This is a genomic window from Streptomyces sp. NPDC042100 (assembly GCF_055582325.1).
The window spans coordinates 134,465-157,555 of sequence record NZ_JBVJDK010000010.1; the positions used below are offsets into that span (position 1 = coordinate 134,465).

The following is a 23,091-nucleotide window of genomic DNA, read 5'->3' on the forward strand; positions in this document are numbered from 1 at the left end:
CGGCGCGTCCGGGCCGGTGCTCAGTGGCCCCCGTGGCCCCCGTGCCCGGCCCCGTGGTCGAAGGGCAGCACCTCCGGCGGCACCACCACGAACGGCCGCATCATCCCCATGTCCTCGTGCTCCAGCAGATGGCAGTGGTACATGAAGCGCCCGTACGCCCCGTCGAAGCGCCCCAGCACCCGCACCAGCTCACCGCCGGGCACCCGGAACACGTCCTTCCAGCCCGCCTCGTTGGCCGGCACCGGCACCGGCCGCCCCGCGTCGAAGCGCACCGGCCGCCGCGAACCGCCCAGCGCCGCGTCGAAGCCGTCCGTCGCGTACGCCTCCCGCCCCATCACCTGGAAGTCCGCCAGGTGGATGTGCATCGGGTGCATCAGCGGCCCCGGCGCCAGGTTCAGGAACGACCACTGCTCGTACGAGCCCTCGCCGACCGTGAACCCCAGCCCGTCGTTGAAGGTCCGGGCCGTCCGCCGGTACGTGCGCACCTTGCCGTCCGCCGACTGGAGCTGGATCACCCCGTTCGCCGGCAGCCGCAGCTTCGGCTGCTCCCGCTCCGGGACCTCCTCCATCTCCCAGATCTCCGGATGCCCGCCGCCGCCGACCGTCCCCGGCGGCGTCAGCACCACCAGCCGGTGCCCGTGCTCGACGTGCGCGTGGTCGTAGCGCCGGAAGGAGCCCGAGAGCACCGGCGGCAGCGTGAAGCCGTCACACCCGCCGTCCTCGGCGCCCTCGCCCACCCGGAACTCCATGACCTGCGGATACGGCACGCTCAGCGCCGCGTCCGGCACCCCGGGCGCCCGTCCCGGAGCCTTGTTCACCAGCCGGAGCCGCTGCCCCGCCCGGCCCCGGAAGTCGACCACCAGGTCGAAGCGCTCGGCCGGGGCGATCGTCAGCGGCGCCACGCCCTCCGCGCCCCCGTCCCCGGCCTCGAAGTCGAACGCCGCCGGGCGCGGCAGCAGCCCCCCGTCGCTCCCGACCTGGTGCACCATCCCCGGCAGCGGCCGGTCGTCCTCGTCGACGAGGACCAGGTCGTAGGTCCGCGCGTTCGACGCGTTCACCAGCCGGAAGCGGTACCACCCGTCCACCACGTCCAGATACGGCCAGATCGTGCCGTTGACCGTGGTGTACGGGCCGAGGAACGGCAGCCCGACCGGCTTCCCCGTCTCGGGGTGACTGGCCACCAGCGTGGTCGTCTTGTGCAGCAGCCGCCCGTTCAGGGTGCCGTCCTCGTCCGTGTCCAGGTTCCGGTCCGCCAGGACCAGCGGCAGCTCCCGCTCCCCGGACGGCAGCCCGAGCGCGTCCTCCTCCTCGTCCCGCACCAGGTAGGTGCCCACCAAGCCCGCGTACACGTTCCAGCGGGTGATGTTCATCGCGTGGTCGTGGTACCACCAGTGCACCGCCTGGTGCTCGTTCGGATACTCCGACAGCTGCGCGTCGCCGAAGCCGACCCCGTTGTCCGTCCACCCGTCGTTCCCGGCGCCGGTCTGCGCCCCGTGCAGGTGCGTCACCGTCCAGGCGGGCAGCGCCGCCGCCTCCCCGACCGGCTCCACCCCCTCGCGGCCCGGCCGGTTGTGCGGATCGGGCCGCCCGGCGGTCCGCGGCACCTCCACCACGGTCACCGGGTACGGGCTGCCCTTCGGGATCCGGTTGGTCCACGCCACCCGGATCCGCTGCCCCCGCCGCACCTCGATCGTCGGACCCGGGACGCTCCCCTCGTACCCCCACATCAGCGTGGGCGGCAGCTGCCGGTGCATCCGCACCCACGTCGGACGCGAGGAGACCTCGATCTCCGCGATCCCGCCGGGCTCCCCGCCCGGCTCCGGCCGGAGCACCGGCGGCACGGTCAACGGGTCCACGTACGGTTCGAGTTCACTGGTCATCATTTCCCCCTGAGGCTGTGTCATGCCTGCTGGGAGAGGAGACGGCCGAGCCGGGGACGCGGGTTGCGAGCTCCGCGTAACCTGGCCGATATCGTCACATCCGTAACGCGGGTCACCGTTTTGGTGGAAGGGAAGTCCACGATGGCGCAGCAGGTCCAGGGGGTCGTCGCCCCCGGCAGGAACGAGCCGGTCCGGGTCGAGACGATCGTGATCCCCGACCCCGGCCCCGGTGAGGCCGTGGTGAAGATCCAGGCCTGCGGCGTCTGCCACACCGACCTCCACTACAAGCAGGGCGGCATCAACGACGAGTTCCCCTTCCTCCTCGGCCACGAGGCGGCGGGCGTCGTCGAGTCGGTCGGCGAGGGCGTCACCGACGTCGCCCCCGGCGACTTCGTGATCCTCAACTGGCGCGCCGTGTGCGGCCAGTGCCGGGCCTGTCTGCGCGGACGCCCCTGGTACTGCTTCGACACCCACAACGCCCGGCAGCGGATGACCCTGCTCGACGGCACCGAGCTCTCCCCGGCGCTCGGCATCGGCGCCTTCGCCGAGAAGACCCTGGTCGCCGCCGGCCAGTGCACCAAGGTCGACCCGGCCGTCGCCCCCGAGGTCGCCGGACTCCTCGGCTGCGGCGTGATGGCCGGCATCGGCGCCGCCCTCAACACCGGGAACGTGGGCCGAGGCGACACCGTCGCCGTCATCGGCTGCGGAGGCGTCGGCGACGCAGCGATCGTCGGCTCCCGGCTCGCCGGGGCGTCCCGGATCATCGCCGTCGACATCGACGAGCGCAAGCTGGCCAAGGCCCGCGAGATGGGCGCCACCCACACCGTCGACTCCCGCACCGGCGACCCCGTCGAGGCGATCCGCGAGCTCACCGGCGGCTTCGGCGCCGACGTCGTCATCGAGGCCGTCGGCCGGCCCGAGACGTACCGCCAGGCCTTCTACGCCCGCGACCTCGCCGGCACCGTCGTCCTCGTCGGCGTCCCCACCCCCGAGATGCGGCTCGAACTGCCCCTGCTCGACGTCTTCGGCCGAGGCGGCTCCCTCAAGTCCTCCTGGTACGGGGACTGCCTGCCCTCCCGCGACTTCCCGATGCTGATCGACCTGCACCAGCAGGGCCGCATCGACCTCGGCGCCTTCGTCACCGAGACCATCGGCCTCGGCGAGGTCGAGAAGGCCTTCGCGCGGATGCACGAGGGCGACGTCCTGCGCTCGGTGGTGGTCCTCTGATGGGCGCCCGCATCGACCACCTGGTCACCTCCGGCACCTTCAGCCTCGACGGCGGCACCTGGGACGTCGACAACAACGTCTGGATCGTCGGCGACGACAGCGAGGCGATCGTCATCGACGCCGCCCACGACGCCGAGGCCATCCTGGCCGCCCTCGACGGGCGCGCCTTGCTCGCCATCGTCTGCACCCACGCCCACGACGACCACATCGACGCGGCCCCGGCGCTCGCCGCCGCCACCGGCGCCCGGATCCTGCTCCACCCCGCCGACCAGCCGCTGTGGAAGCTGACCCACCCCGACCACACCCCGGACGGCGAGCTCGCCGACGGCCAGGTCCTCACCATCGGCGGGACCGACCTGCACGTGCTGCACACCCCGGGGCACGCCCCCGGCGCCGTCAGCCTGTACGCCCCGGAGCTGGGCACCGTCTTCACCGGCGACACCCTCTTCCAGGGCGGTCCGGGCGCGACCGGGCGCTCCTTCTCCGACTTCCCGACCATCGTCGGGTCGATCGAGGAGAAGCTGCTCACCCTCCCGCCCGAGACCGTCGTCCGCACCGGCCACGGCGCCACCACCACCATCGGCGCGGAGGCCCCGCACCTCGCGGAGTGGATCAGCCGAGGCCGTTGAGCGCACGGCGGCTCAGGAAGCGCCTCGGCTCACCCGTGAACGGGTCGGTGAAGACGAGCGACCGCGCCAGCAACTGGAGCGGTCGCCCGTAGTCCTCCGGCCCGTCCGGTCGCACCACCGGGTACAGCGGGTCGTACAGGATCGGCAGCCCGAGCGCGTTCATGTGCACCCGCAGCTGATGGGTCCGCCCGGTCACCGGCTCCAGCCGGTACCGGGCGAGCCCGCCCGCGTGCGCGAGGAGCTCGATCCGGCTCTCGGCGTTCGGCTCGCCCGGCACCTCCCGGGCGGCCGGCACCCCGCGCTCCTTCTCGATCCGGCTCCGCACGGTCACCGGCAGCTCCACCGCAGGGTCGTACGGCGCCACCGCCTCGTACGCCTTGCGCACGGCCCGGTCCCGGAACAGCGTCTGGTACGCCCCCCGGTCCTCCGGCCGCACGATGAAGAGCACCAGCCCCGCCGTCAGCCGGTCCAGCCGGTGCGCGGGCTGGAGCGCGGGCAGCTCCAGGTCGCGGCGCAGCCGGGCCAGCGCCGTCTCCGTGACGTGCCGGCCCCGCGGCATCGTCGCCAGGAAGTGCGGCTTGTCCGCGACCACGATCCGCTCGTCGCGGTACACCACCCCGATCTCGAACGGCACCCGCTCCTCGGCGGGGAAGTCCCGGTGGAACCACAGCCGCAGCCCGGCGGCGTACGGCTCGTCCGCGCCGACCGGCGCCCCGTCCGCCCCGACGAACCGTCCCGCGCGCAGCATCTCCGCCACTCGCGCGGCCCCGACGGCCGCCGCGTACCGGTCGAGCAGATACGCGCCGACGGTCGCCCACCGCCGCTCCGGGTCCTCCGGCAGCCGTACGCGCACGGGATCGATGCCGTCCCGCTGGGGGAGCGGCGACGAGGGGGTCCTGCTCCTGCGTCGCACCGTACCGCCGCCTCATACGAGAAGGACCCCACAGTCTGTGGGGTCCTTCGCTGGTGTCCGAGGGGGGACTTGAACTCTCCACTCGGGCACCAGCCCACATGTCTTCTGACCTGCGAGGATACCAGGGACGCGCCGCAGAGTTGACAGTCTCGGTTGATCATGCTTTCCCCCTGTTTCCTGCTGTTTCTGACCGCTGTTGGTCATGGGTTGGCCACGTTGCCAACCCTCGGCACCAGAGATCGTTTATGCCGGATCGGGAATAGTCCGGAGTCGGCATAGACGAGGAGCGATGCCCTGCATAGCGTCGTCAGGCAGCGGCCCCGATCGGGGCCGACGACGGGAGGGAAACCAGTGGCACGCAGCGACCTGACGCGGCTTACCGGCAAGCTCAACGGCCCGAACTGTGATGACGACGACTGCCCGAACGTGTACCGCTCGGAGAGCGGCGCCATCGTCGTCCAGGGCAACGTGTCCAGCGCCTTCCAGCCCCCGGAGGGCGAGGCGCTGGTGGAGATCCCGGAAGCGGTGCTGAGGGAGGCTGTCCGTGCTCTTGGATGGTAACGAGTGGCGGCAGACGTTCGACGCCTACGAGCGTGCTGCGTGGCGGTTCGAAGCCCAGCCCACGTACACCATGCCCAAGGAAGCCGAGAACGTCGCCCGCTTCCTCCAGGGTGAGCCCAAGCCTCTGGGGCACAACGAACGGTGGCACGAGCGCGTCCGTGGTTTCGTCGCGACGGGGCGTTCCATCGGGCGCGTGCGGATCGTGCGGCGTCCGCTCACCGACTACCAGCGGTATCAGTTCGCCTGGGGCATCCCTGGCAACATCCGGGCCGGGGAGGACATCCGAATCCTGGACGTCACACACGACGACTACGGACTCCCGCTATCGGGAACCGACTGGTGGATGTTTGATAACGCACGCGTTGTGCACCTGAACTTCCGGGCGGACGGTACCCAGATCAACCGAGAACTGGTGACGGGTGATGTCGCCCCTTACCTGGAGTGGCAGCGCATCGCCTTGGCCCACGCCGTCCCGTTCTCCGATTACGTGAAAGACCGCGTGTGACGTTTGAGCCTGAGCAGCTAGGTCAGTCCAGGACCGACCTTGCGGAGAAGCTGCGCGACCTCCGCAAGGCGGCCGGCCTGACCGGGGAACGGCTTGGCCGACGCTGCAATATGTCTCAGAGTCAGATTAGTAAGTTTGAAACGGGCCGGAAGACGCCGACCCTGGTAGATATCGAGCGCATCTTAAGGGCACTCGATGCGCCATCCGATGTGATCACGGAAATAACTTCCCTCGCACGGATCGCCAATACCGAATGGCAAGACAAGCGATCCTCTTGGCGCCGGGGCGCAGAGAAGCGCCAATCGGAACTGGCAGCCTTGGAGTCAGAGGCGAAGGAACTCCGATACTTCCTTCCGTCAATGATTACCGGACTTTTGGCTACACCCGAATATATTCGGGCCAGCCTAAGCCACACTCCCGGAGACTCTTCGAAGACGGTGACACGCAAGCTGGAACGGCAAGCAGTCCTCTTCGATACAGAGAAGCAATTTACTTTCCTACTCACGGAGCAGGCGGCAAGGTGGGCCATCGTCCCGCCACCCGCATTGGCCATGCAGATCGAGCGTCTTGCCTCGCTATCCCATCTTCCTAATGTACAGATTGGGATTATTCCTCTTGGGGCACCCGCGGCGCGCGGGCCGATGAATACGTTCACCATCTATGACAATCGACTGGCCACAGTGGAGAACTTTACTGGCCGCATGGTCTTCCGGGATGCGCGCGACACTGCAGAATACTTGGCCGTGTTTGCTCAGTTCGAGCAGCGCGCCCTTTTCGGGAGCGACGCCAGGGCACTACTGCAAGAGTGGGCGGCCAGCCATCGCCGATGATCTTTAGTCGGTAACGAGAATAGGGCGCCGGATCTGCCCGTGGTTGCGGAATTATCGATGCCTCACGGATCTATCCGGGAGGCAGCCCAATGGCGAGCATGGCGCCGATGACGGCGGAACAGAGGGTCCCCCGCCCTGACTTTGGGGCCGGGCGGAAGGGTACGGCGGCCCGCCACTTCTGCGGGTCTTCCCCCAACGGCCGCGACTCGTTCCCCTGGTGGGAGGGCGTTCCTGACTGGGTACCCAGACGCGGCTACACGCCGCCCTCTGCGGCGCTCCTGCGCCTGGTGCTGGCCAGGCTCCAGGAACGGCTATGAACGCGCCAGAGAGGAGCGGGCGGACTCTCCTCCGTTTCACAGCCGAAGAGCGCGCAGAGCTGGACGAGGGTCTGGCCCGGATCCTGGCGGAGCGGGAAGGGCGGGAGTGGGTGGCAGCCATAGGGCTGGCCGTACCGGCTCTGGTGCGGGCAGCCGCTGAAGCTGCCGAGAAGGGGGCACGGGCCCATGACGCGTGAACGGCCGGAACTGACAGCGATTCCGGCAGACGCCTACTGGCCCAAGGGGGATGCGTTGGAGCGCTCCAATGCGCGGCCGGACTTCGACTCGGAGAGCTGGTGTCTTGAAGGGGTGGATTTCCCAGACAGCATCAGGTCCACGTTCGCAAGACTCATCCCAGAAGTCGAAATGCCCCCTTGGGATGGCGGGGCGATCTAATGGCCAAGCTTACCGCTCAGGAGATGAAAGAGAACCGCGAATACATAACCGCCCATGAGGGCAAGCTGAGGAAGCGGCTGACCAACGGCGAGACGTACACGCAACTTTCCGCACAGCTTGGAATCAGTGAAAGCGTCTTACGTCGAATGCTCGAAACCGTGCTGCCCGGAAGGAACATTCGTGTCCACGCCCCTTGCAAGTGTCAGGACCGAGAAGCCCGCGAAGTGCGGGGCGTGGGCGGAGCTGTACCCCTATCAGGTGTGGGCAGTCCGGCGCGGCATCCCCGGAACGCCGCGCTATGAAGAGTGGATCAACAATTCCGCGACCTGCGGTCTACCGTTCAACCACGCGGGTTGGCATGAGGCAGGAATGCGCCCGAACGAACCAAGGTACGGTGGCGGTGAAATCGGGATCCGATGGAACACGGCGAACGGCCGCGTGAACGGATGTCAGGTGGTTCTACTGAAACCGCTCCGGTAGCAGAAGCGACCAAGCAAGCCCCGGCGATCGCCGGGGCTTGCTTGGTTTGCTAGGACGGTTCAGAGCAGGGCACGGAACGGGTTGTCGGTTGCGGCGGGAGCTGAAGCAGGAGGCGTCCTTACAGGGGCCGGGCCGGGCGACGGGCGGTAGGCATCGAGCCGGACGACCGTGGCGCGGTTCTCCTCACGCTCCGCGCTGGCCGGCTGCGGCTCTGCGTAATGGGAAGCGTCCCGGTTCTCCTCACGCTCCGCTCTGGCCGGCTGCGGCTCAGGGTGACGGGAAGCGTCACCGCGGATCGTGAAAACCGTCTTCGGCCGACCCGTCTTGCCTGACCGTTCCACAGTGACGACGATTTCGGTCAGTGCCTTGACCTCCTCGGCCGTGGCCCCGACGTACGGCAGGATCTGCGACGAGTTGGCGGTACCTCCATGCATGTCGATCCGTGCCCGGACCTTGTCCGCCAGGGTGAGCGGCTGTCGCTTCACCTTCGGAGCGTCGGCCCCCTTGCTGATTCGCACGACGTCCTGAACGGACCGGCGCACGAGGGAGAAGGCGGCCGACATGATCTGTTCCGTGATGGCCTCGGAGCACTCGACGGCTGCGAGACAGGCCGCGACCCTGAGCGTCTGTTCTGCCGTCCGTTCGATGAAGACGGCCTGAGCTTCCGGAAGCGTCTCCCCGAGGATGCGGGCGTACCGGCGGACGATCCGCCACAACGGGCGGGCGTCCTCGGAGAGGGTGATCACGCGGGGGTGGGCGGTGGCCCATCCGTAGGCGTCGGACAGTTCGGAGCCGTCCACCTTCGGCAGGCTCACGCGGTCGTCGTCGAGCATCGGGACGGACCCGAGAAGGAAGGGCAGAATACGGTTGTACGAGCCTCCCGCCGCTTCGGACTCGCCTACGTATTTGGCCCAGTCGGACGGTGTGATGTGGGAGTGCAGCACCATGGCCGGGTCGCGGACTTCCTGGGCCTCTTCCTTGGTGGTGTTGCGCAGCGTCGCTCCGTCCCAAGCGGCCCGGAGTTTGGTGGTGAACGACGGGTCGCGCTTGACCCGCTTCAAGACCTCCGTCCATTCCTCCTCGATCACCAGTGCCCGCACGTCCCGCCCGTGCTCAGTCTCGGCTGTGGCTTCCTGCTGGTCCCATAGGTGGTTGACCAGGCTCGCCCCGGACGTGATGCCGGATGTGGTGTGGGTGGCAAGGAACCGTTCCAACGACTTGTCCAGGACGTGATTGGCGGCCCGGAGCGCGGTTCCCTTTCCCCGGCCCGTTCCGGCCACGAGGGCCGACCAGAGCAGTACAGGGCGGGCGCTGCCACGGGATGACACCTTGACCGTGCCGCCGATTGCGGCCGACCACATCGACAAAACTGCGACGTAGATACCGAGGGGATCGGTCTCCGCGAACGGTGCGATCGTGCGGACGGCTCGACCGATCGGGCCGTAGAAAACGGGGGCGCTCATGCTGCCTTTACTTCCTTTGAGTTGGTTCGGTTGGAGACGACAGGCCGCCATCGGCCCCCGTCCTTGGTCTGGAAGTGGGGTTCCTTGCCGGTCTTCCGCAGCAGGGGGAGCACGTCTCCCCCGTCCGCCGGAACGATCACGGCGGTACAGCGCGACACCTTGTCCATCGGAACGTGCCGCCTCACGCTGGCGACCGACAGCGGGTCGTTGCTCACGACCCCTACACGGCGCTCGCCCCTAGGGGTGGTCCAGGTGACCCAGGAACCGGGGGAACAGTCCCCCCTCGATGGCTTGGACTCGGCCCCGTAGCCCTTGCAGCGCTTCCACAGGTTCAGGTCATGGGGCCGGGGGTGACGGCCGCAGTCAGCGGCCGTCACCGTAGGCGCGACACTCAGGCCGCTACCGCTTTTCCCTGGACAGGATCCCGGTGAGCCAGTTCGTAGGCGTGCCGGACGTTCATCGGGACTCGTCCCTGGACAGGCAGCTTGGGCCACCCGTTCTCGCGGGCCCATGCCCGGATGACTTTGTTGCGCTCCCGGTCACTCATGCCCGACCGATCCACCTTGGCAGGCTCAGGAAGCGGGTCACCACCGACCAACTCACCAGACCGGACAGCCGACTTGAACCGGCCCGGTTCCCTCACGTCCATGCACGGGATGCCACGCTCGGACGCGTCCCGCAGCTTGGTCCCGTTGCGGTCGCCGCCCTCACCCAGAATCAGCAAGACTGTGCTGTCGTCGGCACGGCCGACCACGTCATAGCCCAGGTTCCGCACCGCTTCCCGCGCAGTGTCCCAGTCGTACCCGGGTACCTCACCCGCGATCATCACGGTTCGCACAGGCTCAGGCTCGCTCCCGTCCGGCGTTTCAACCACGACAGGCGCCACTTCGGCCACGAGCTCCGGGGAAGGTTCAGTAACCGGCTCACTCACGGGCCCCCGCTCCCCGTGGGCCGGGGCGCCCAGTGCATCGCACAGGTAGCGGCCGAAAATGACGTTGTGCTCCTCGCACAGATCCCAGGAATGCCGTCCCAGCGTCAGAGTGTCCGTTGCCTCTACCTCGGAACCGTCACGCGCTATGTGGGCGTCACACAGAACCTTTTCGACGGGCAGGAGAACAGTTTTACGCATAGCGCTGCATTCCTTTGGTGGGGTGGAAGTCTCAGGCGGGGGCCGGAGCGCCGCTCTTACGACCTCCCCGCTTAAGAACTATTCTTCCGTACCCCCATCACGAAACGGTAACTTACGCATTTCTGAACCATTACTCAATATGGGGGTAATGGTAATTAGATAAAGAATAGGACCCACCGGGGGTGCCTTCCTTCCATCGTTTGTTTGTCAATCAATTTTGCGGCACTCGAAGCAAGAACCGGATTTGTGGCGCTGCCCGTCGCCCCACGGTTCCGCCGTTCCTCCCGTGGCCTCCCAGGCGACATGCAGGCACCACAGGTTCCAGCAGGTCACACACCGAATCTCACTCTCACCCATAGGCCCATTGTTGAAGGTGATGACCTCGGAGCATTCCGCGCCCTTACGGTGCGATACGGAGGGGAAACCTCCGGGTACCTTGACCGCCTGAGCGGCCTTCCGGCGCGCCACCTTCTCACTCATCACCCATCACCCACCCGAGAGCGCGCATTCCCTCCGGGGTGAGTCCCAGAGCCTTCGTCAGGTGCCGGTATTCCATGAGCTGCGTACTGGTTGCCGTTCCGTCGAGAATCGCGGACCAGTGCACAACGACGGTTGCGACGATTCCGGCCGTGGCGTCGTCCCACTGGGAGGCCTGTGGGGTCTCCCACAATTCAATCCAATAGGCCCGTTCATGTTCTGACCAATCCCGACCCGTCGGAACATTCGGAACTGGTAGGCCGTGGTCGAGGGGCAACACAGTGAGCTTCTGCGCTTCACGGTAACGAGAATGGGGAGAGATCGGGCTACGAGGCCTGGGCATGGCTGTGTCCTCCGGTTCAGGTAACGGGGGGTGGATGGCCGGCACTGCGGTGCGTGAACGGAACGGGGCCCCTGCCTGTGCCCGCAGGGGCCCCGAACGCTTCGAACGATCAGGCCGCGGTGGGCCATTCGACCGTGGCCTTGACGATGCCCTTGGTCGGCTTGGACTCGTCAAAGGTGCTGTCCACCTTCTTGGTGTCCAGCTCGGGGTAGCGCACGATCTTGCCGCCGTACAGGTGGAGGGTGTCGATGTAGTCGGCCCGGTACTTCTCCGACTGGCCCTCACGGAAGCCGGTGAACTGGGAGGCGTAGGTGGCGAACTCCTTGTGTCCGGCCACGATGTCCACGCCCGCAGGCATGGCCGTGGTGCTCAGGATCGTGAAGCCCGCCAGACGCGCCACGACGCCGTTCGCCGTCACACCGCCCTCGCCGTAGGCCGCCGCGTTGGCGACGGCCGGATGTTCCACGAGGTAGCGCTTCACGCGCGGCGAGACAACCACGTACCGGCCTGTCGGGATGTCGTTGTCGTCCAGGGCCAGCATCAAGTCCAGGATCGTGCCGTAGAGACTCTGAGGCATGTTCGCTGCGGTCGGCTTGACGTTGGGCAGAGCCGTGGCGCCCTTGGCGATGACAGCACCCATGAACGTGTCGGCTTCCCGCGCAAGGGCCCGGATCATCTGCTGGTTGATCGGGGAACTGAGGCCGCCTGCAACCTGCACGCGCTCCGCGTCCTCAATGAGCACCTGAAGGTACTTGGCCTCAGTGATCGGGAGCTTCTGATCAACGGTCTCCGGCCGTTGCGCCGTCATGCCGTCGGGGAGCTTGTAGTCACCAACCGAGGGCCGCAGAAGCGAGTTGATGTGGACCACATCACCCTTCTTGCGAATCTCACCCTCGTACTTGTTATTCGAGACGACCGGGGAAGCCCAGACCAGCAGCGGGTCAAACTGGGTCAGCAGGTCGGCGTCCCAGATATCAGGGACAAAGGTGTGAGTGGAATTGTTCTGGTAGGCAAAGGCCATACGGATACTCCTGGTTAGCGCTTACGGACGTCGAGAGAAACACGGGGACGCTCAAGCATCGGGCCGCCACTGCGGTTAGCGCCTGCGCCGACGAGGTAGGGGAACTCCGGCGGTCGTGCCGATGTGAACGGGGCCAGCGCTCTACCGATGGCCTCCGCCGACGGATTGCCGTCCTCACCGAGGAGCTTGGAAGCGTCCAGGTAGTCAATGAAACCGTCACTGAGCTTGATACCGGCCTGGGCGGCTCGGGCCCTGAGTTCGGCATGGGCGAGCTTGGCCGCGTACTCGCGCTGCACCTCGGCCCGAACGGAATCGGAACCGTCGGCCGGCACCTGGGCCGGAGAATGGGAATCATTCCGTGGGTCGCTCATGGGCGACACCTCCTCAGGATCTAATCAACCAAATAAGTAGAGACAGGAAAGGGCCGCTCTCAAGGCGGCCCTACCTCACAACAGGACAACGGTAAGAGACAGACGGGCCCCTACCCCCAGACAATCAACTTCACGGGGTAAGGGTCCGCCCTCCGGTTGTCCGCTGTGATCTCACAGGCAGGTATCCGCAGAGCCGCATTCGAGCATCTACCATGCTCAGGACTTCGAACGGGCCCGGACTCTCGTCCGCGTCAGAGGACCGCCGCCCAGCGGTCATGACTCCAAGGGGAAAGCTCCCCTCATCTATAAGAAAAAACGGACGCACCCCAGGACAAGCGATGCGCCCACTTCTTCAACCGCCCATCGTGAACGGCTCCAAGGGCTTGACCGTGCCTCGCGTACACATGGCCTCGGACGCCCACCACGGCCGAGCGGAACCGATCACTGTCAGAGGCCGGGATGAAGTCCGCCCCGTTTCCGGGCCGACCTTCGGTTCCCTGCGGTCGGCGAACCACAGCGCGACCGCGCGGCGATCCTGACGGGTCGAATAGGCAATGTCCGAATGAACGCGCTTCTCCGCTTCCTGTCGGCTGTCGTACTTCTCCGGCGGGCTCTGGAACCGTAGAACCTCCTCCACGTAGGCCCCGGCCCGCCATGCGATATCGAGGGCGTCAGCCCTGTCCGGCTTCTTCTTCAGAGCCAGTCCGTTTCGCTTACGATCCCGAGACATGGCTCGCCCCTGATTCTCTCGGTTCTGCTTGCACTCCGGATGGTCTGGATTTGTCGCCGGGTACCTTCCCGGGCCCGGCCTGCGTTCGTGGGTGTAGGGCTCGCGGCATGTAGCACACACGAGGTCAACGATCTTTACAGCGACTGCACTCACTTACCGCTCCAGGCAAAGAAAAAGCCCCCGGTTGCCTCGGGGGCGTCGTTAGTCGTGCTGTTCAGTTCTGTCGGTCTAGCCATTTCTCCAGGTCCCCCGGGCGGCACCGAAGGGACTGGCCCACCTTGCGGAAGGGGATTCCCCGGGCCTTCCAGTTCCCGTACACCCACGATTCGGGAACGTTCAGGTAGTCGGCCACGTCGTCAACGGTCATCAGCTTCAAGTGCATCGGGCTCCCTTGCTAACCGGGGGGCGACCGCTTCGCCCTGTTCCTCTCCGGCTCGATTCCAGTGTGCCCCAGGGCGAACTTGTTGCGCGCCGTTCGGAGTGGTGGCGATCCTCACATCTCCGAACTGATTGCATCAGGTTCGTGTGGTGCTACTGTCGATCACGTGAACACATCCTCACCACACAGCAGAGGCCGCGACGGATGGCGGCGTGACGGGTCAGAGATTGTCTGGACGAAGTTCTACGGTCCCTGGCGAATCGATGCCCGCTGCCCCGTCGACGCGCCGTTCAACGGCCCCTCCGAGCTGACCATTCGCCTCGCGGTCGGTGGCAGCGTCGAAGAGATCGAAGAGGGCATGGACGCGGCACTGGAGACAGACGGCATCCCCGCCAGCCTGCTCCGACAGATCCCACTGGCAGAGATCAAGGCAGGAGCCCGCGCGACCCTCGCCAAACAGGAAGACCGGGCGATGAACGAGCCCTACCCCGTCCCGGCGCGCTGCCGTACGGAGGAGGACTACACGCTTCTCGTCGCGGAGTTGGCACGGATGCGAGCTACCGGCACCACTGCCCCCCAAGGCGAGCTGGCCGGCCGTCTGGGGATCGGCAAGGCAACCATGTCCGAACGCATCAAACGATCTAAGGAACTCGGCCTGTGGGACGGGCAACGGCTCACCGAGAAATCCTCGGCGATCCTCACCCAGTGGCACCAGGACCAGGAAGGCAACTAGCACCACGTGACCAAGCGCGGAAATGGGCTCGGGGGGACTCCGGTGGAGATCCCGCGCAAGGGGAGGCCCAACACCTGGGGCGTGCGGACGCCCCTCCACTTCAACAAGGCGAGCGGGAAGCAGGAGCGCTACTGGATAGGCCGGGAGTACAAGACCAAGACCGAGGCGGAGAAGGCGCTACGGCAGTGGCACAACGACCACGAAGCCGGGAAGATCGCGACCCGCTCGCACATGAAGCTGGGCGACTGGCTCGACAAGTGGCTGTCGAATCATCGGAAGGAGGGAACGACCGTGGCCGGGTATGAGACGAAGATCCGTCTGCACATCAAGCCGCACATAGGCGGAGTGAAGCTCTGCGAAGTCACGGACGACGCCCTTGATGATCTGTACCGCCTGCTGGAGACAGCCCCATGCCCGACGAACAAGGGCAAGCCGCTAGGAGCCAAGTCCGTCCGTCACGTGCACAACATCCTGTCGGGCGCCCTTGGGGCGGCGGTGCCCAAGCTGATCCCCGCCAACCCGGCGGCGACGGCACACCCGCCGACCGCCCGGCAGATCAAGGCTCAGGAGCAGAGCTATCCGACCGTGGACGACGGCCAGACGGCGCGGTTCCTGGGCTCCGTGTGGGAGCCGTGCGGCAACCGTGTCTGTGACGGCGGCCTGACTCACCACTGCCTACGTGACGCTCCGCTGTGGACCGTCTATGCCGCGACTGGTGTCCGGCGCAGTGAGGCTCTGGGGATGAAGTGGTCCCTGGTGAACTGGGATGAGGGGTCCATCGAACTTGGCTGGGTCGTGGTCGAGGAAGGCAACACGTACCGGCTTCGGAAGCTAACCAAGGACGGTGACGCCAACGCGATCATCTACGTGGATCAGAGCGTCATGAACGTCCTCAAGTGGCAGAAGGCCCGGCAGGACGCCGAGCGTGCCCGCATGGGGACCGCGTGGACGGATCATGACCTGGTGTTCGCTCGGGACGGCTTCAAGCTCTACCGGGGCGAGGCAGGCGGCCCCCAGGACCCCGAGAAGGTGTCGGCCCGGTGGCGCACCCTCCGGAGTCGGCTGCACCTGCCGGAGGACTTCCGGATTCACGACTGGAGGCACAGCAAGGTCACGAACGACCTGGAGGCCGGGGAGAACCCCGTAGAGGTCTCCGCGAACGTCCGGCACCACTCGCCGGGCTACACCATGGCCCGGTACGGCCACTCACGTAAGGACGGAGCGCGCCGACTGGCCGCCTCCGGTGCGGGCCGACTCGGCCTGTCCTCCCTGGTCTGACCTGGGGAATCTCTCGGCTGTTGGTCACGTGGTTGGTCACGCCACAGTCCGAGAAACAGAAAAACCCCACGTGAAGTGGGGTTCCTGCTGGTGTCCGAGGGGGGACTTGAACCCCCACGCCCGATAAAGGGCACTAGCACCTCAAGCTAGCGCGTCTGCCATTCCGCCACCCGGACAGGTGATCTCGTCATCCGGGCCGCTCGGCCCTTCCGACGAGGAAAACCATAGCAAACATCCGGGGTGGCCGATCACCACCCCCATCCGGCCCCCCCCGGCCCGTGACCTTCGGCCCCCGGCGTGTGACGGGCACGTGTCCGGCCGGAGGCCGCCCTTGGGTCCGGAGGGGGACACGCGGGAGGATGGGGAGATCATCAGTCAGCACTTGGGGCACGTAGTGGGAGGAAGCAGCGTGAGCGAGTCGAACACCGGCCGGACCGTCACGGGCGAGGACGAGGTCGTCGACCTCTGTCGTGACCTCATCCGCATCGACACCAGCAACTACGGCGACCACTCCGGACCCGGCGAGCGGCTGGCGGCGGAGTACGTCGCCGAGAAGCTCGCCGAGGTCGGACTCGAACCGAAGATCATCGAGTCGCACAAGGGGCGGGCCTCCACCGTGGCCCGGATCGAGGGCGAGGACCCGTCCCGCCCGGCCTTGCTCATCCACGGCCACACCGACGTCGTCCCGGCCAACGCCGAGGACTGGACCCACCACCCCTTCTCGGGCGAGGTCGCCGACGGCTGCGTCTGGGGCCGGGGCGCCGTGGACATGAAGGACATGGACGCGATGACCCTCGCGGTCGTCCGCGACCGGATGCGCAGCGGCCGCAAGCCCCCGCGCGACATCGTGCTGGCCTTCCTCGCCGACGAGGAGGCGGGCGGCACCTACGGCGCCCGCCACCTGGTCGACAAGCACCGCGGTCTCTTCGACGGGGTGACCGAGGCCATCGGCGAGGTCGGCGGCTTCTCCTTCACGGTCAACGAGAACCTGCGCCTCTACCTGGTCGAGACCGCCCAGAAGGGCATGCATTGGATGCGGCTGACCGTGGAGGGCACCGCGGGCCACGGCTCGATGACCAACAACGACAACGCCATCACGGAGCTGTGCGAGGCCGTCGGCCGGCTCGGCCGCCACCAGTGGCCGGTCAGGGTCACCAAGACCGTGCGGTCCTTCCTGGACGAGCTGTCCGACGCGCTCGGCACCCCGCTCGACCCGGAGGACATGGACGCGACCCTCGCCAAGCTCGGCGGCATCGCCAAGATGGTCGGCGCCACCCTGCGCAACTCCGCCGCCCCGACCATGCTCGGCGCCGGCTACAAGGTGAACGTCATCCCCGGCCAGGCCACCGCCCACGTCGACGGGCGCTTCTTGCCCGGCTACGAGGAGGAGTTCCTGGCCGACCTCGACCGGATCCTCGGCCCCCGGGTCAGGCGCGAGGACGTGCACGGCGACAAGGCGCTGGAGACCAGCTTCGACGGCGCCCTCGTCGACGCCATGCAGCTGGCCCTGCGTGCCGAGGACCCGATCGCGCGCGCCGTGCCGTACATGCTGTCCGGCGGCACCGACGCCAAGTCCTTCGACGACCTCGGTATCCGCTGCTTCGGTTTCGCCCCGCTCCAGCTCCCGCCGGAGCTCGACTTCGCGGGCATGTTCCACGGCGTCGACGAGCGGGTCCCGGTGGACGGCCTGAAGTTCGGCGTCCGGGTCCTGGACCGGTTCATCGACGCCTCCTGAGGCGCCGCCCGCGCCGCCCGCCGAAATCGACCGTACGTGCGTGGTTGACCGGAAAGAGTGAATGCCCCTGGAGGCTCGTAGCCCCCAGGATTCCCCTTCGTTACAGGGGGTGCGGTCCGCGGCTGGGACCGCATTGCCAACAAGGAGGAATAATGATCAAGAAGGTCGTCGCCGCTGCGGCTGCCACCGGTGGTCTCGTTCTCGCGGGTGCGGGCATGGCCGTCGCCGACGCGGGTGCCCAGGGTGCCGCTGTCGGTTCCCCCGGCGTGCTCTCGGGCAACGTCGTCCAGGTCCCGATCCACATCCCCGTGAACGTGTGCGGCAACACGGTCTCCGTGATCGGTCTGCTGAACCCCGCCTTCGGCAACACCTGCATCAACGCCTGACGTTGAGCACCACCCCCTGAGGGTCTGAGCCAGGCCGGCCCCGGAGTGCGCGCCATGCACTCCGGGGCCGGTGGGCATTTCGCACGCGTCCGACATGCAGGGAAGCGGGAACACAGCAATGCGACAGGTCACACGCATCACCCGGAAGAGCATCTTCACCGTCGCCGCGGCGGGGGGCATGATCGCCCTCGGCGGCGGTTACGCCCACGCCGACGCCGCCGCGGGCGGCACGGCCTCCCACTCGCCGGGCGTCGCGTCCGGCAACACCGTCCAGGTCCCGGTCCACGCGCCGGTGAACGCCTGCGGCAACACCGTCAACGTCGTCGGGCTCATGAACCCGGCCTCGGGCAACCGCTGCGCCAACACGCGCGCCCCCGGCGGCTACGGCGACTCCGGCTACGGAGACTCGGGCCACGGCGGCTCCTCGGCCCACGGCAGCGCCTCCCACTCGCCGGGCGTCGGTTCCGGCAACGTGGTCCAGGTGCCGGTGGACGCCCCGATCAACATCTGCGGCAACACGGTCAACGGCGTCGGCCTCGGCAACCCGGCCACGAACAACGGCTGCGGGAACGGGGCGGGTCCGGGTCAGCCGGGCCACCCCGGACAGCCTGGTCAGCCGGGCCACCCCGGCCAGCCGGGGAACCCGGGCACGCCCGGTACGCCCGGCACCCCTGGTACGCCTGGCACCCCGGGGCACCCGGGTACCCCCGGCACCCCTGGTACGCCCGGTACTCCGGGGCACCCTGGTACCCCTGGCACGCCCGGCACCCCTGGCACCCCGGGTACCCCCGGCAACGAAGGCGGCGGCCACCCCGGGACGCCCGGGCATCCCGCGGGGCCCAACACCCCCGGTACGGGCACCGGGGGGCGGACCCCGTCCGGCCAGGAGCTCGCGCACACCGGTGCCGGGACCGTCGGCATGGCCGTGCCGGCCGGCGCGGCCCTGCTGCTCGCCGGGTCCGTGATCTACCGCCGGGCCCGCCGCACGGCCTGAGCCGCGGCGAAACGCGAGGGGCCCCGCACGGCGGGGCCCCTTTCGCGTCTCACCAGGTGGCGCGGATCTGACGGATGATGCGGCGTCGCAGCCGCACCCTGCGGCTGCCGTCCCGACGCAAGGTCAGTCGGTCCAACTCCCAGTGCCCGTACTCGGCATGGTCGGTCAGCAGCCGTGTGGCCTCCTTGCGGGAGACGCCTCGCGGCACGTACACGTCGACAAATTCGTATTCCGGCATCGCATCTATTGTGCGGCCAAGGGCCCGGTACGGATAGCGTCTGTCCTATGTCTGATGCTGCGCAGCCCACCGCTGCCGAGGTACGCGCCGCCGCCGAGGCGGTCAAAACCGCACTGGACCGTCACCTCGCGGCGGTCGAGAGCCGCACCGGGGACGACGACCCGGCCGTCTACGAGGCCTTCAACGCGCTGGCCACGGCGGCGGAGGCGTACGACGAGGTCCTCTACGACCGGTACGACGAGGTCACTCCCTTCGAGATCCCCGGGGCCGACGACGCGCTGCCGCCCTACGCGGGGCCCGAGGAGCCGCACGCCGTCAGCGTGCTGATCCGCCGCGACTACGCGGTGGTGGAACCCAAGCGCCTCGTCGCCCAGGCCCGGCGCATCGTGGACGTCGACCGGGACGGAACCGGCTCCGGTACGACCTACGCGGCCCTCGGAACGCTCTTCGGCGAGTACGAACCTGACGAAATCGCGTCCCGTCACAAGGAATTCGGTCTGGAGGAGGGCGACTCCACCCTCTGGGTCGAGGCGACCGAGGACCTTCCGGAACCCGGGGAGTGGCTGAGCGCCCCCTTCGACCACGCCGACCCGGAGCGGATCGTCTGCCGCTTCGACATCAGCGCCGTCTTCGACGACGAGGCCGAGGAGGAGCCGGAGGACCAGCCCCAGGGGGTCTGAGCCGCCCGCCCGGCCACGACGGAGCACGAAGCCCACGGCCGGCGTCCCGCCCGCGCAGCGCGCGGCGGGACCCCGGCCGTGGCCGTGTCTTCTCCGCTACGCCTCGTCCTCGTGGAGCAGCGCCTCAAGGAGGGGGCGCAGCCGGGTCGTGCGCTCCGGGGCCAGGCCCTCGGCCACCGCGCGCGGCAGCGCCTGCTCCACCCCGTGGACGATCGACAGATGCCGCTCGGCCCGCCCGAACGCGGTGTACACCCAGGCCCGGCTCAGGCCCGCCGCCGCGTCCCCGGGCAGCACCACGACCGCCGCCGGCCAGCGCGCCCCGGCCGCCTGGTGCGCGGTCAGCGCCCAGCCGTGCCGCACCGCGCCCTCGACCCGCTCCTTCGGCACGACGACCCGGGCGCCGCCGCAGTCCAGGTGCAGCCCCTCGGCGTCGGCCGACACCACCGTGCCCGGCACCGTCCGGCCCGGCGCGGGGGAGTGGGCGACCCGGTCGCCCGGGTCGAAGCCCCCGAAGCGGCCGGGGCCCGGGTTGAGCCGCTGCTTGAGGGCCGCGTTCAGCGCGCGGGTGCCCGCCGCGCCGCCGTGCCCGACCGTGATCACCTGCGTCCCGCCGGCCGGCAGGCCGAACGCGCGCGGGATGGACTCGGCGACCAGCTGCACCGTGCGGTGCACCGCCTCGCCCGCGTCCCGGACCGGGACGATCACGACCTCCTTGTCGGGGGCGTCCACCTGCCTGAGCTCACCCACGCCGACGCCCGAGACCAGCTCGCCGATCGGGCCCGGGTCGGGGACCCGGGAGGCGATCGCGGGGGCGAGGCGGGCGGCGAGCAGATCGGCGAAGACCCGGCCGGGGCCCGCCGCGCCGAGCACGTGCGGGTCGCCGGACAGGACGAGCCGGCAGCCGTCCGGCAGCGCCTCCACGAGCAGGGCGGCCGTCTCCACGTCGAGCTGCGGCGCGTCCAGGACGACCAGCAGGTCCAGGGCGAGGGCGCCCTCCTCGTCGCGGCCGGGGCCCGCCGCGCCCGACAGCAGCGCCGCGACCGGCACCGCGCCGTCCCGCACGGTGTGCGCCGCGAGGACGGTCCGCAGGCCCCGCTCGCGGACCGCCTCGGCCAGCGCGGCGGGCTCGGCCCGGGCCGCCTCGCCGCCGGTGTGCAGCACCAGGCCGCTCCCGCCGGCCGCGCGGGCCAGCTCGGAGCCCTCCCAGTCGGCCGCCTCGGCCGTGCGGATCAGCCGGGCCAGCCCGTCGGCCAGGCTCTCCTCCGCCAGCGCGTACCGCTCCAGACCGAGCAGCACGGGCCGCTCGGGGGCCGCCGCGGCCTCGGGAGCGTCCGGTCCCCCCGGCCCCTCCGGCTCCTCCTCCGTGCCTTCTGCGTCCTCGTCGTCCTCGTCGCCCTCGCCCTCGTCCTCCTCCTGGAAGACCAGCACCGCCGCCTCGGAGATCGCGAACTCGACCGCCTTGTCCGGCTCGGGCACCGACAGCCTGCCGAGCCCGTCCCGGACCGCGCCGAGCTCCAGGGCCGTGTGCCCCTTCAGCGCGGCCTGCTCCAGCAGCCAGGCGGTCAGCGCCACGGCCCGGCGCTCGTCGCCGGGCCCGCAGTCCGGGCCGAGCAGCGCCCGCGCGAAGCCGTCGGCCTGCTCGGGGCGCACTCCCGGCACCGCGAGGAGCTGCCAGGGGTCGTCGGCCAGCGCGCGGGCCGCGCCCTCGCCGAGCACGGCGGCGACCTGACCGGCCAGCGCCTCGGGCGCGCCGCCACGCGCGAGCACCTGGCGGACCGAGGCGGTGGTCTCCTCGGTCACCACGGGGGCCGAAGGCGCGGGCGGGCGCACCGTCGTCTCCGGCGCGGCGGCCGGGGCGGACCGCGTGGGCGCGGGCACCTCGGGGCGCGGCGGGGCGACCGGCGCGGCGCCGCTCTCCACGGCCCGGACGGCCGCGAGCAGGTCGGCCGCCTGGCCGCTCAGCTTGGCGCCCGCCGCGACCGGCGAGGCCCGCTCGGCCTTGCGCTGCTCGATCCGCGCCCGCAGCTCCCGCTGCGCGGCGAGCTCGGCCTGCGCCTCAGACAGCTCCGGCGCCTTGCCCTCGCCGCCCGCAGCGCCGTCCTCGGACGTCTCGCCGGCCTCGGATGCCTCGGTGTCCCCGTCGGTCTCGCCGTCCCCGGACGCCTCGCCGTCCCCGGCCGCCTCGGTGTCCCCGTCAGTCTCGCCGTCGCCGTCGCCGTCGCCGTCGCCGTGTCCGTCCCGCCCGTCCCCGGCGCCCGCCTCGGCGGCCCCCTCTTCGGAGCCCCGCTCGGCCTCCCCGGCCCCCTGGACCTCCTCGGCCCCCTCGTCGCCCGGTGACGCGGCCGCGTCCTGCGGTGCTTCGGCGGCGGGCTCGGCTGCCTCGGGCGGGGTCTCCCCGGAAGGCTCGGTCACAAGGTGCTCCAGTCGTGATCCGGATAGCGGTGCACGGGCGCCGACACATCGTCGAGGGCCCGGAAGATCTCGTCAGGAAGACTAAGGCTCTCCACTGACAATGCCGCCGTGAGCTGCTGCGCGTTGCGCGCGCCGATGATCGGGGCGGTCACCCCGGGGCGGTCGCGGACCCAGGCGAGGGCCACCTGGAGTGGGGTGGCCGCCAGGCCGTCGGCGGCCGTCGCGACCGCGTCCACGATCCGGCTCGCCGCCTCGTCCAGATACGGCTCCACGAACGGGGCCATCGCCTCCGAGCCGCCGCGCGAGTCCGCCGGGGTGCCGTGCCGGTACTTCCCGGTGAGCACCCCGCGCCCCAGGGGCGAGGAGGGCAGCAGCCCGATCCCGAGGTCGAGCGCGGCCGGCAGCACCTCCCGCTCCACGCCCCGCTGGAGCAGCGAGTACTCCAGCTGCGTCCCGGCGAGCCGGGTCCGCTCGCCGCTCAGCTGCCAGGTCCCGGCCTTCGCGAGCTGCCAGCCGCAGAAGTCCGAGACACCGACATAGCGCGCCCGGCCGCTGCGGACGGCGATGTCCAGGGCGTGCAGCGACTCCTCCAGCGGCGTGTGGGGGTCGTAGGCGTGCAGCTGCCACAGGTCCACGTAGTCCGTGCCGAGCCGGGCCAGCGAGGCGTCGAGCGCGGCCAGCAGGTGCCCGCGCGAGCCGTCGGTGCGCCGGTCCGGGTCGGGGACGCTGCCCGCCTTCGTCGACAGGACCAGGTCCCGGCGCGGCACCAGGGTCTCCATGAGCTGCCCGAGCAGGTACTCCGCCTCGCCGCCCCCGTACACGTCCGCGGTGTCGACGAGGGTGCCGCCCGCGTCCCAGAACGCCTTCAACTGCCCGGCGGCGTCGTGCTCGTCGGTGTCACGCCCCCAGGTGAGGGTGCCGAGTCCGAGCCGGGACACGCGCAGGCCGGTCCGTCCGAGATGCCTCTGCTCCATGGCCGCGAGA

The 23,091-nt window shown here is 69.3% G+C and carries 22 protein-coding genes and 1 tRNA gene; 11 read left to right on the forward strand and 12 right to left on the reverse strand.

All coding sequences use genetic code 11. The features are described 5' to 3' along the window. Window positions 1–20 precede the first annotated feature (20 nt). Window positions 21–1,883, reverse strand: coding sequence for an O-aminophenol oxidase PhsA (gene phsA, locus ACZ6J5_RS23250; RefSeq protein ID WP_469394437.1), 1,863 nt, complete (start codon window positions 1,881–1,883; stop codon window positions 21–23). Window positions 1,884–2,021: 138 nt separating this feature from the next. Between phsA and ACZ6J5_RS23255 the strand changes: the two genes are divergently transcribed. Further along, window positions 2,022–3,107 carry an S-(hydroxymethyl)mycothiol dehydrogenase gene (locus tag ACZ6J5_RS23255; RefSeq protein WP_469394439.1) on the forward strand — a complete coding sequence of 362 codons (1,086 nt, stop codon included), beginning with the start codon at window positions 2,022–2,024 and terminating at the stop codon, window positions 3,105–3,107. Then, window positions 3,107–3,736, forward strand: a complete 630-nt coding sequence (locus ACZ6J5_RS23260) for an MBL fold metallo-hydrolase (protein WP_469394441.1) — start codon at window positions 3,107–3,109, stop codon at window positions 3,734–3,736. Before ACZ6J5_RS23255 ends, ACZ6J5_RS23260 begins: the two co-directional genes overlap by 1 nt. Here the strand turns inward: ACZ6J5_RS23260 and ACZ6J5_RS23265 are convergent. Beyond that, on the reverse strand, window positions 3,720–4,649 hold the full coding sequence (locus ACZ6J5_RS23265) for an RluA family pseudouridine synthase (protein WP_469394443.1): 930 nt from the start codon (window positions 4,647–4,649) through the stop codon (window positions 3,720–3,722). The two genes, ACZ6J5_RS23260 and ACZ6J5_RS23265, sit on opposite strands and share 17 nt — an antisense overlap. Window positions 4,650–5,000: 351 nt before the next feature. Here ACZ6J5_RS23265 and ACZ6J5_RS23270 point away from each other — a divergent pair, with 351 nt between their 5' ends. The 3 genes from ACZ6J5_RS23270 to ACZ6J5_RS23280 are packed head-to-tail and all read left to right on the forward strand — an operon-like array spanning window position 5,001 to window position 6,545. Beyond that, window positions 5,001–5,210, forward strand: a complete 210-nt coding sequence (locus tag ACZ6J5_RS23270; RefSeq protein WP_469394445.1) for a hypothetical protein — start codon at window positions 5,001–5,003, stop codon at window positions 5,208–5,210. Next, entirely contained in the window at window positions 5,194–5,715 is a 522-nt protein-coding gene (locus ACZ6J5_RS23275) for a DUF6879 family protein (RefSeq protein ID WP_469394447.1), read from the forward strand. Before ACZ6J5_RS23270 ends, ACZ6J5_RS23275 begins: the two co-directional genes overlap by 17 nt. Next, window positions 5,712–6,545, forward strand: coding sequence for a helix-turn-helix domain-containing protein (locus tag ACZ6J5_RS23280; RefSeq protein WP_469394449.1), 834 nt, complete (start codon window positions 5,712–5,714; stop codon window positions 6,543–6,545). The genes ACZ6J5_RS23275 and ACZ6J5_RS23280 overlap by 4 nt, the downstream gene beginning before the upstream one ends. 1,252 nt (window positions 6,546–7,797) lie before the next feature. Here ACZ6J5_RS23280 and ACZ6J5_RS23285 read toward each other — a convergent pair. The 6 genes from ACZ6J5_RS23285 to ACZ6J5_RS23310 form a co-directional block, all read right to left on the reverse strand. Further along, a complete protein-coding gene (locus ACZ6J5_RS23285; RefSeq protein ID WP_469394451.1) occupies window positions 7,798–9,201 on the reverse strand; it encodes a DUF3987 domain-containing protein in 1,404 nt (467 codons plus the stop codon). A gap of 391 nt (window positions 9,202–9,592) precedes the next feature. Next, window positions 9,593–10,330, reverse strand: coding sequence for an Lsr2 family DNA-binding protein (locus tag ACZ6J5_RS23290; protein ID WP_469394452.1), 738 nt, complete (start codon window positions 10,328–10,330; stop codon window positions 9,593–9,595). A 929-nt stretch (window positions 10,331–11,259) separates the two neighbouring features. Beyond that, the gene (locus tag ACZ6J5_RS23295; protein WP_469394454.1) at window positions 11,260–12,171 is read right to left on the reverse strand and encodes a phage major capsid protein; all 912 of its coding nucleotides are present in this window, start codon (window positions 12,169–12,171) and stop codon (window positions 11,260–11,262) included. Between the two features lie 14 nt (window positions 12,172–12,185). Further along, window positions 12,186–12,542, reverse strand: a complete 357-nt coding sequence (locus ACZ6J5_RS23300; protein ID WP_469394456.1) for a hypothetical protein — start codon at window positions 12,540–12,542, stop codon at window positions 12,186–12,188. 352 nt (window positions 12,543–12,894) lie between these two features. Beyond that, on the reverse strand, window positions 12,895–13,272 hold the full coding sequence (locus tag ACZ6J5_RS23305; RefSeq protein ID WP_469394458.1) for a hypothetical protein: 378 nt from the start codon (window positions 13,270–13,272) through the stop codon (window positions 12,895–12,897). Between the two features lie 214 nt (window positions 13,273–13,486). Continuing rightward, window positions 13,487–13,654, reverse strand: coding sequence for a helix-turn-helix domain-containing protein (locus ACZ6J5_RS23310; protein WP_469394460.1), 168 nt, complete (start codon window positions 13,652–13,654; stop codon window positions 13,487–13,489). Between the two features lie 163 nt (window positions 13,655–13,817). Between ACZ6J5_RS23310 and ACZ6J5_RS23315 the strand changes: the two genes are divergently transcribed. Then, entirely contained in the window at window positions 13,818–14,384 is a 567-nt protein-coding gene (locus ACZ6J5_RS23315; RefSeq protein ID WP_469394462.1) for a helix-turn-helix domain-containing protein, read from the forward strand. Window positions 14,385–14,390: 6 nt separating this feature from the next. After that, window positions 14,391–15,662 (forward strand): tyrosine-type recombinase/integrase, encoded by a 1,272-nt coding sequence (locus ACZ6J5_RS23320; RefSeq protein WP_469394464.1) that lies wholly within the window; start codon window positions 14,391–14,393, stop codon window positions 15,660–15,662. Between the two features lie 88 nt (window positions 15,663–15,750). On the opposite strand, the gene ACZ6J5_RS23325 is transcribed toward ACZ6J5_RS23320, so the two are convergent. Then, window positions 15,751–15,838: transfer RNA gene (locus ACZ6J5_RS23325), tRNA-Leu, on the reverse strand. A 233-nt stretch (window positions 15,839–16,071) separates the two neighbouring features. Between ACZ6J5_RS23325 and ACZ6J5_RS23330 the strand changes: the two genes are divergently transcribed. From ACZ6J5_RS23330 to ACZ6J5_RS23340, 3 genes are all read left to right on the forward strand, one after another. Next, window positions 16,072–17,397 (forward strand): M20/M25/M40 family metallo-hydrolase, encoded by a 1,326-nt coding sequence (locus ACZ6J5_RS23330; protein WP_469394465.1) that lies wholly within the window; start codon window positions 16,072–16,074, stop codon window positions 17,395–17,397. 152 nt (window positions 17,398–17,549) lie between these two features. Further along, window positions 17,550–17,783, forward strand: a complete 234-nt coding sequence (gene chpH, locus ACZ6J5_RS23335) for a chaplin ChpH (protein ID WP_469394467.1) — start codon at window positions 17,550–17,552, stop codon at window positions 17,781–17,783. Window positions 17,784–17,901: 118 nt separating this feature from the next. Next, a complete protein-coding gene (locus tag ACZ6J5_RS23340) occupies window positions 17,902–18,777 on the forward strand; it encodes a chaplin (protein ID WP_469394469.1) in 876 nt (291 codons plus the stop codon). A 49-nt stretch (window positions 18,778–18,826) separates the two neighbouring features. Here the strand turns inward: ACZ6J5_RS23340 and ACZ6J5_RS23345 are convergent, their stop codons facing one another. Further along, window positions 18,827–19,015, reverse strand: a complete 189-nt coding sequence (locus tag ACZ6J5_RS23345; protein WP_351662017.1) for a DUF5703 family protein — start codon at window positions 19,013–19,015, stop codon at window positions 18,827–18,829. Window positions 19,016–19,062: 47 nt separating this feature from the next. On the opposite strand from ACZ6J5_RS23345, the gene ACZ6J5_RS23350 reads away from it, so the two are divergent. Then, window positions 19,063–19,695 (forward strand): hypothetical protein, encoded by a 633-nt coding sequence (locus ACZ6J5_RS23350; protein ID WP_469394471.1) that lies wholly within the window; start codon window positions 19,063–19,065, stop codon window positions 19,693–19,695. A 96-nt stretch (window positions 19,696–19,791) separates the two neighbouring features. Here ACZ6J5_RS23350 and ACZ6J5_RS23355 read toward each other — a convergent pair whose 3' ends face one another. Together ACZ6J5_RS23355 and ACZ6J5_RS23360 are read right to left on the reverse strand one after the other, a co-directional pair. Further along, on the reverse strand, window positions 19,792–22,107 hold the full coding sequence (locus ACZ6J5_RS23355) for a helix-hairpin-helix domain-containing protein (RefSeq protein ID WP_469394473.1): 2,316 nt from the start codon (window positions 22,105–22,107) through the stop codon (window positions 19,792–19,794). Continuing rightward, the gene (locus ACZ6J5_RS23360; protein ID WP_469394474.1) at window positions 22,104–23,081 is read right to left on the reverse strand and encodes an aldo/keto reductase; all 978 of its coding nucleotides are present in this window, start codon (window positions 23,079–23,081) and stop codon (window positions 22,104–22,106) included. The genes ACZ6J5_RS23355 and ACZ6J5_RS23360 overlap by 4 nt, the downstream gene beginning before the upstream one ends. Window positions 23,082–23,091 lie beyond the last annotated feature (10 nt).

What these genes read in the sequence shown, in the direction of transcription:
- phsA (WP_469394437.1), bottom strand. Translation starts at nt 1,883, where the DNA reads ATGATGACCAGTGAACTCGAACCGTACGTGGACCCGTTGACCGTGCCG.
- ACZ6J5_RS23340 (WP_469394469.1), top strand. Translation starts at nt 17,902, where the DNA reads ATGCGACAGGTCACACGCATCACCCGGAAGAGCATCTTCACCGTCGCC.
- ACZ6J5_RS23345 (WP_351662017.1), bottom strand. Translation starts at nt 19,015, where the DNA reads ATGCCGGAATACGAATTTGTCGACGTGTACGTGCCGCGAGGCGTCTCC.
- ACZ6J5_RS23255 (WP_469394439.1), top strand. Translation starts at nt 2,022, where the DNA reads ATGGCGCAGCAGGTCCAGGGGGTCGTCGCCCCCGGCAGGAACGAGCCG.
- ACZ6J5_RS23300 (WP_469394456.1), bottom strand. Translation starts at nt 12,542, where the DNA reads ATGAGCGACCCACGGAATGATTCCCATTCTCCGGCCCAGGTGCCGGCC.
- ACZ6J5_RS23305 (WP_469394458.1), bottom strand. Translation starts at nt 13,272, where the DNA reads ATGTCTCGGGATCGTAAGCGAAACGGACTGGCTCTGAAGAAGAAGCCG.
- ACZ6J5_RS23285 (WP_469394451.1), bottom strand. Translation starts at nt 9,201, where the DNA reads ATGAGCGCCCCCGTTTTCTACGGCCCGATCGGTCGAGCCGTCCGCACG.
- ACZ6J5_RS23295 (WP_469394454.1), bottom strand. Translation starts at nt 12,171, where the DNA reads ATGGCCTTTGCCTACCAGAACAATTCCACTCACACCTTTGTCCCTGAT.
- ACZ6J5_RS23310 (WP_469394460.1), bottom strand. Translation starts at nt 13,654, where the DNA reads ATGCACTTGAAGCTGATGACCGTTGACGACGTGGCCGACTACCTGAAC.
- ACZ6J5_RS23290 (WP_469394452.1), bottom strand. Translation starts at nt 10,330, where the DNA reads ATGCGTAAAACTGTTCTCCTGCCCGTCGAAAAGGTTCTGTGTGACGCC.
- ACZ6J5_RS23360 (WP_469394474.1), bottom strand. Translation starts at nt 23,081, where the DNA reads ATGGAGCAGAGGCATCTCGGACGGACCGGCCTGCGCGTGTCCCGGCTC.
- chpH (WP_469394467.1), top strand. Translation starts at nt 17,550, where the DNA reads ATGATCAAGAAGGTCGTCGCCGCTGCGGCTGCCACCGGTGGTCTCGTT.
- ACZ6J5_RS23260 (WP_469394441.1), top strand. Translation starts at nt 3,107, where the DNA reads ATGGGCGCCCGCATCGACCACCTGGTCACCTCCGGCACCTTCAGCCTC.
- ACZ6J5_RS23350 (WP_469394471.1), top strand. Translation starts at nt 19,063, where the DNA reads ATGTCTGATGCTGCGCAGCCCACCGCTGCCGAGGTACGCGCCGCCGCC.